General features: G+C 62.3%; 7 protein-coding genes. 5 read left to right on the top strand and 2 right to left on the bottom strand.

The window, feature by feature from the left end; genetic code table 11:
* Both J7J55_02270 and J7J55_02265 read left to right on the top strand, forming a co-directional pair.
* Positions 1-645: diaminopimelate decarboxylase (locus J7J55_02270; protein ID MCD6141531.1), on the top strand; the 645-nt coding region annotated here is incomplete at its 5' end.
* Positions 642-1,415 (top strand): C40 family peptidase, encoded by a 774-nt coding sequence (locus J7J55_02265; protein ID MCD6141530.1) that lies wholly within the window; start codon positions 642-644, stop codon positions 1,413-1,415. The genes J7J55_02270 and J7J55_02265, both read left to right, overlap by 4 nt.
* On the opposite strand, the gene J7J55_02260 is transcribed toward J7J55_02265, so the two are convergent.
* Both J7J55_02260 and J7J55_02255 read right to left on the bottom strand, forming a co-directional pair.
* Positions 1,393-3,018 (bottom strand): NAD+ synthase, encoded by a 1,626-nt coding sequence (locus tag J7J55_02260; GenBank protein ID MCD6141529.1) that lies wholly within the window; start codon positions 3,016-3,018, stop codon positions 1,393-1,395. The two genes, J7J55_02265 and J7J55_02260, sit on opposite strands and share 23 nt — an antisense overlap.
* Positions 3,019-3,025: 7 nt before the next feature.
* Entirely contained in the window at positions 3,026-3,769 is a 744-nt protein-coding gene (locus tag J7J55_02255; GenBank protein MCD6141528.1) for an rRNA pseudouridine synthase, read from the bottom strand.
* A gap of 190 nt (positions 3,770-3,959) precedes the next feature.
* Here J7J55_02255 and J7J55_02250 point away from each other — a divergent pair, with 190 nt between their 5' ends.
* From J7J55_02250 to J7J55_02240, 3 genes are all read left to right on the top strand, one after another.
* Entirely contained in the window at positions 3,960-4,616 is a 657-nt protein-coding gene (locus tag J7J55_02250) for a TrkA family potassium uptake protein (protein MCD6141527.1), read from the top strand.
* Complete coding sequence (locus tag J7J55_02245; protein ID MCD6141526.1) at positions 4,613-6,130, top strand: TrkH family potassium uptake protein; 1,518 nt, start codon at positions 4,613-4,615, stop codon at positions 6,128-6,130. Before J7J55_02250 ends, J7J55_02245 begins: the two co-directional genes overlap by 4 nt.
* Before the next feature lie 37 nt (positions 6,131-6,167).
* The coding region (locus J7J55_02240) for an ArsB/NhaD family transporter (protein MCD6141525.1) at positions 6,168-7,286 on the top strand (1,119 nt) is incomplete at its 3' end.

Raw genomic sequence — 7,286 nt, 5'->3', positions numbered from 1 at the left:
ATCGTCGATCTGTTTACATTTCGAACCGGAACGGAAGTGCTCGTCCGGATCATGGAATCCCTCGCCGAAGAAGAGATTAAAATCAAATACTTCGACCTCGGCGGCGGGTTGGCCGTCCCAGAATCAGGAGAGGGGCAACCCCTCCCGGAGGAGCTCGCGGGAACCGTCCTTCCCGCGCTCGAAGGTTTCGAGGGCACGCTGATCCTCGAACCGGGAAGGGAGATCACCGCCGCCGCCGGAGTGCTCCTCGCTCGCGTTCTCTATCGGAAGCCGACCGCAGCACGTCCGTTTGTCATCATCGACGCTGGAATGAACGACTTCATCCGCCCCGCCCTGTACGGAGCCGAGCATCGAATCCTGGCAGTGCAGGAAGGGGAAGGGGAGGAAACGGTTCGGGTAGTGGGGCCGATATGCGAGAGCGCAGATATCTTTGCCACTGCGGTCACCCTGCCGCCCGTTCGCGAAGGGGATTACATTGCGATTTTACATACCGGCGCGTACGGTGCGAGCATGTCCTCCCGGTATAACTCCCGCCCACTTCCCGCGGAGGTTCTCGTCCGCGCGGAGGAGGCATATCTTATTCGAGAGCGGGAGACAGTAGAGGATATCATCGATAAAGAAAGGATCCCCCAATTTTTACTATGAAACGCATAATCGTCAACATCGTGGACCTGAGGAAGGAGCCGAATCACCGCAGCGAGCGGGTATCACAGGCCTTGTTCGGGACGGAGGTGCAAGAGCTCGCGCCAGCGGGAGACTGGCGGTTGATTCAAACCCCGGACGGTTACCGTGGTTTCGTAGAGGGACATCGGATCGCGTCCTGGAACCCGAACGAAAGGGATAATGAGTGGAAGATCTCCGTCCCGATCGTTCCGGTCCAGGAGGAGAGGACGAACGGGATAATCACTAGGTTCACGTTGGACACACGGTTTGCCGCCCGTCCCGAAGCGGATTCCCTACTGATCCCGCTGCCGAGCGGTGTGGTCGGCCGAATTCCCCGGGCCGCAGCGGTCCCGGCGGAGAAAAGGATGCCCGGGGAGGAGCTCATCCGATTGGGTCTTACCCTTGTCGGAACCCCGTATCTGTGGGGGGGAGGTTCCCCATTCGGGTTCGATTGTTCTGGGTTTATCCAGCGGCTGTTCCACTTCTGCTTCAATGTATGGCTTCCCCGTGACACGGCTGAACAACGTGAACAGGGCGTTCCGGTCCCACTCGACGAGCTGCGTCCTGGGGACCTCTGCTTCTTCCCCGGGCACGTGGGGTTGTACATCGGGGGTGGGCGACTACTTCACTCCAACCGTCACCACAACGGGATATCACTCGACCGATTGTTTCCCCCATCCACTTCCTACGCTCGGGAGCTACAGAGTAAGCTGGAACGGATACGGAGGATCAGCCCTGATAGCGGTGGGTGATCGGGAACCGCCGCCCGATCCCGAACGCCTTCGGTGACACCTTGATCACGAGAGGGAGCTGATTCCGCTTGTACTCGCTCCGGTAGTAGCGGCGCAAGACCTCGTCCACTGTCTCCGCCGGAAACCCCGCCGCGATCAACTCTTCCCGCGATGCGTTTTCCTCCACTAATCGACGTAGGATCGAGTTGAGGAGCTGGTACGGGGGGAGATCGTCTTCGTCCTGCTGTCCGGGGCGAAGCTCGGCTGTAGGGGGCTTCTCCTTTACATGCGGGGGGATGAGATCCCCGAGCCGGTCGGCAAGCTTGTACACATCATCCTTGAGCAGGTCCCCAATCGGCGCGATCGCTCCAACGGTGTCCCCGTACAGGGTGTTGTACCCGACCGCGATCTCAGACTTGTTCCCGGTGGCAAGGACGAGGGAGTTCCGCGCGTTGGCGAGCGTCATGAGCAGGGTGCCACGGATGCGGGCCTGCAGGTTCTCCGCGGCGAGCCCGGTCGGGGGAGCCGGCAAAGCAGCCCGTGCGGCGTCCAATGTCCCAGCGATCGGTGCTTCGATTATCTCGATTCCGAGGCGGTGCGCCGTTTCGTACGCATCGGTCCTGCTCTCTTCGGAGGTGATCTCACTCGGCATGAACACCCCGGTCACCGCCTCCGGGCCGAGCGCCTCCACCCCGAGGGCGGCGACGAGGGCGGAGTCGATTCCGCCGGAGAGCCCGACGAGCACATGCGAAAACCCGTTTTTCTTGACGTAATCGGTTATCCCGAGGATGATCGCCGCGTGGATGAGCCCGATCCGATCCTCCTGTTGCCGCGGGACCGGACTGAGCTGGTCGAGATCGAAGGTGTACAATCCCTCCTTGAAATAGGGGGCTTGGAACAGGAGCCGCCCCTGGGGGGAGGTGACAAAGCTCCCCCCGTCGTACACGATCTCGTCCTGCCCACCAACGCGGTTGACGTAGACCAGCGTCACCCCATTCTCCCGCGCCCTCCGTGCGGCCAGGTTCCGACGGATCTCCCCCTTCCCTGCGAAGAACGGAGAGGCGGAGATGTTTATCACCAGCTTCGCCCCGAGGCTCGCCTGGGCGTCGGTCGGACCGTCCTCCACCCACAGGTCCTCACAGATGTTGATCCCGATAGTCTCCCCATCGAACTCGAACACCTGCGCCCCGTCCCCAGGGGTGAAGTAGCGCTTCTCGTGGTAGACGTCGAACGTGGGGAGATGGAGCTTCTGCTCCTCGCCGACCAGGCGGCCGTCGTGGATCAGAAAAGCGCTGTTGTAGAGATCGATTCCACCTCCGTCGACCAGGGAAGAAGGGTCAGTCAGGTTCGCTCCGGTGCGGATCCGCCGCGCCGAGATCCCCCCGACGATCACTCCGATCCCGCTTGAGTTCTTTACCACCTCCGCGACGGCCTCCTCCATCCGCGCGACGAACCCGTGCCGCCACAGAAGGTCAAACGGGAAGTAGCCGCACAGCGAGAGCTCGGGAAAGACGACGAGATCACAGCCGGCGTCCCGGGCGCGGGAGATATAGGCGATCGTCTCTTCCAGGTTACGATCGATATCCCCAACACGGGGGTTGAATTGGACAATTCCCAGGCGCATGGCCGAATTATAGGTCCGCGGGCGGTTCCAATCCAACCGCGGCGTAGAGACGCGCAGCGTCCGGGGCAGTTAGGTGCCTGATCCCGCCCGGGGAAAGCTCGGGGGGAAGGCGGATCGGCCCGATCGCCACCCGCCGCAGTCGGATCACGGAGAGTCCGAAGTGGGCGAACAACCGCTTTATCTCGTGCTTATGTCCCTGCCCCAAGGTAATGATGATTCTTTTCCCGTCAAGCTTTCCATCTAGGATGCGCAATTTGTCCCCCGCATCGGTGATCCCCTCCCGCATCCGCGCGAGGATACCCCACATCTCATCGTCTTGCCGCCGTTCTCCGACCCACACGTGATAGACCTTCTCCACTCCGTAGCGGGGGTGAGTCAGCCGGGAGATCAGGGCACCGTCGTTCGTCAGGATCATCAATCCCTCGGCGTCGCGATCGAGACGGCCGGCCCAGGTGTAGCCGATGAACCCCTCAGCGCGCAGTACTCGCCCTAACGTGTTTCCAGTATGGGGATCGTCGTGGGAGCACACCACTCCACGCGGTTTGTTGTACAGGTAGACATGTGGAAGGCGCGGGGCGAGGGAGAGTGGCTGACCGCGCAGGTAGATGACCCGGTCCGGCCCCGGTTTCAGCTCGAGGTAGGGGTCGCAGACTATGTCCCCGTCAAGGGACACCTCACCCGCACGGATGAGGGCCTGTGCCTTCCTGCGGGAGATCCCTGCCCCCTCCTGCACTGCCCGCCATAGTTTCACAAGTTCCTCCCCTGCTTGCGTAGTTGACCGCTATCCCGTAAACCCAAGCTGGATGGCAAAAAGGATCGTCGGTGAGTCGGCTGCGATCAGCCGTTACCAAGTCCGCATCGAAATTATACCATGCTGGGCGTTGACCGACGATCCGGACTGTGCTAACATAGATTCCGTTTGGGGAGGGATTACGTTGTACATGATCGTTGTCGGAGCGGGGAGTATCGGGACGAGCTTGATCGACATCGCGGTCAAGGAGAAGAATAACGTCGTCGTGGTTGAGCAGGATCCGGAGCGGGCGCGCCAGGTAAGCAACATGTACGACATCACCGTGTTGAACGGGGACGCCACCTCCACCGACACCCTACGCGAGGCCGGATCGGACCGCGCTGATGCACTGATCGTGACGACGAGCGACGACGCGGTGAACCTGATGGTCGTCTCCATCGCCAGCGAGCTGAAGATCCCGTCGATCGTATCGATCGTGAACAAGAAGGAACACGCCGAGTTCTTCCGCAAGCTCGGGGCGAACGTGATGGAGAACCCGGAGGAGGTGGTAGCGAATCACCTATACAACGCGGCCAAACGCCCGACAGTGCGCGACTTCACCATGCTCTCCCAAGGGGACCAGGTCTTCCGTCTCACAGTGAAGCCGACGTCTCCCCTTGTCGGCCGTACCCTTGCCGAGAGCAGCCGGAAGGGGATCCTTCCCCCGACGATCCTGATCATGTCGATCGAGCGGGACGGAAAGCGGGAGATCCCAACCGGAGAGTCGACGATCGAAGCAGGGGACGTACTCACCGTCTTCTCCCTGGAGCGGGCGAGCGACGAGCTCGTTGAAACCCTCACCGGATGAGGCCACCACTCCTCGATGATCCACAGGACCTGAAGACGATCCTGCGCGACCTCGGGCTCCTCGTCCCGGTCGTAGGGGTGATGGCCATCCTCTCCCTTGCCGTCCCCGTCGTTTTCCACGAGTCATTCGCCTTCCTTCCGCTGTTGATCACCGCCGGGACCTCGTTCGGCCTGGGAGCGATCCTCTACTTTCCGTTTCGGGGGGCGGGGGAGACGAAGTTGAAGCACGGGATGGTGATCGCCGCGTTCGGATGGCTCCTCGTCGCCCTGCTCGGCTCCCTTCCGTTCGTCCTCACCGCCGTGCTCGCTCGGGGCGCTGGTTCCGCATTTCCGTCCCTCACGTACTTCCGTGATCCGGCGAGTGCGTTCTTCGAGTCGATCTCCGGCTACACCGGAACCGGCCTCACGATGGCCGCCCGCGCTGATCTCCTTCCCCACACGATCCAGTGGTGGCGCAGTTTTACCGAGTGGATCGGGGGGATGGGGGTGATCGTGTTGATGCTCACCATCCTCGCCGGGCCGCGACCAGGGGCAGCGACCTACTCCCTGTACTACGCCGAGGCGCGGGGGGAGAAGATCCACCCGAGCATCGTCTCCACCCTGCGCACGATGTGGTGGATCTTCCTCCTGTACACGTTCATCAGCGTGGTGATGCTGTGGGGGGCGGGGATGCCGATCTGGGACGCGGTGAACCACGCAATGACCGGAATCTCGACCGGAGGGTTCTCGGTAACCGCCAATTCGATCGCCAGTTACCACTCGGTGACGATCGAGCTCGTCCTTCTCCCGATCATGATCTTCGGCGCGATCAGCTTCGCCGTCCACTACGAGTTGATGCGGGGGAATGCCGCAATCCTGATCAAGGACGTCCAGACCCGCTGGCTCCTCCTTCTCCTCGCCGCCGGGAGCCTGTTCCTCGGGCTGGAGAACTCCCTTGCTCTCGGCCCGGTGCGGGCGCTGCGCGATTCAGCGTTCCAGTTTGTGTCGGCAATGACGTGTACCGGGTTTCAGACGGTGGACATCCGGTCGTGGAGTGACACGGCGAAACTCGTCCTTGCAGCGGGCATGGTGTTCGGAGGAGCTGCCGGATCGACCGCCGGGGGGATCAAGGTGATCCGGATGATCATCCTGATGAAGGGGGTGCAGTGGCGGTTCCGGCGCATTATCTCGCCCCGCGGAGCGATCGTCCCGTTCCGGATCGGGCCGACCGTCGTCGATCAGGCCGAGGTCGGCCAGCGGCTGGAGGACGCATCACTGATCACCTTTCTCTGGCTCGTCTTCCTCATGCTGGGGGTGATCGTCCTCCTCCACACCTCCCCGCCGGGGTTCACCCTGTCCGACGTGATATTCGAGGTCGCGAGCGCGCAGGGGAACGTCGGCCTTTCGGTAGGGATCACGTCCCCGACCATGCCCATCCTGAGCAAGCTCGCCTTGTGCTTCAACATGTGGATCGGGCGGCTCGAGATCATCCCGGTCCTCATGCTCATCCGGGCCATCTTCCGCGGGATTCAGTAGGGTTGCACCGGGAAACGAACGGTGATAAGGTGAGCCCATGAACGGACAGGCTCTTCCCCCGATTTTGGCGGCGTCGTCGATCTTCGTGTTGACGTACGCGGGCATCTTCTCCGAACGGGTGCACCGCACGATCGTCGGACTCGCCGGGGCGGTGATGATGATCGCCGTCGGAGGATGGCTCAATTTCTACGACATGCCGCGCGCCGCGGCCGCGATCGACTTCAACACCATTTCCCTGCTGCTCGGGATGATGATCATGGTTGGCATCTTGGGGAAAACAGGGTTGTTCTCCTACCTGGCAGTGCGGGCGGCGCAGCTCACTCATGGGAGCGCGTGGCGGCTGATGCTCACCCTCGGCCTCCTCACCACCGTCGTCTCCATGGTCCTGGACAACGTGACCACGATCATGGTGGTGGCACCGGTGACCCTGTCGATCGCCGAGATCATGGGGGTGAGCCCGATCCCGTTTTTGATGGGGGAGGCGATCCTATCCGACACCGGCGGGGTGGCGACCCTGATCGGGGATCCGCCGAACGTCCTGATCGGCTCAGCAGCGAACCTCTCGTTCAACGACTTCCTGATCCACCTCGCCCCGATCGTGATCGTCGCCTGGGTCATCACCCAAGGGATCCTGCTGTTCATCTTCAGAAAAGATCTTCGCCACGCCGCCGACCCGGAGACCCTGGCCAAGCTCGACGCCCGCCGCGCCTTGGTCGATCCCAAGACGGCGCGGCGGATGTTGATCGTCCTCGGGGGGACGATCATCCTCTACCTGCTTCACGACCGAATCGGGTTGATTCCCGGGATGGTCGCCCTCATCGGGGCGTCGATCGCCCTCCTCTGGATCCGTCCCCCGGTCGAGGAGCTGATGCACGAGATCCATTGGGATGTCCTTCTGTTCTTCATCTCGTTGTTCATCATCGTCGGCGGGCTGGAGGCAGCCGGGGTCCTCGGGCTGATCGCGAACCAGATCTCCGGGATCGCCGAACACGGGATCACCATCGCCGCCCTCGCAGTCCTATGGGGCGGGGCGATCCTGTCGGCGATCGTGGACAACATCCCGTTCACCATGGCGATGATCCCGATCATCGCTGGGTTGGAAGCGAGCGGAGTCGCGGTCGGGCCGCTGTGGTGGGCGCTCGCCATGGGAGTGGGA

This window comes from Candidatus Bipolaricaulota bacterium, assembly GCA_021159055.1.
Lineage (GTDB): Bacteria > Bipolaricaulota > Bipolaricaulia > UBA7950 > UBA9294 > S016-54.
This window is presented reverse-complemented; position numbering and strand designations above follow the sequence as displayed.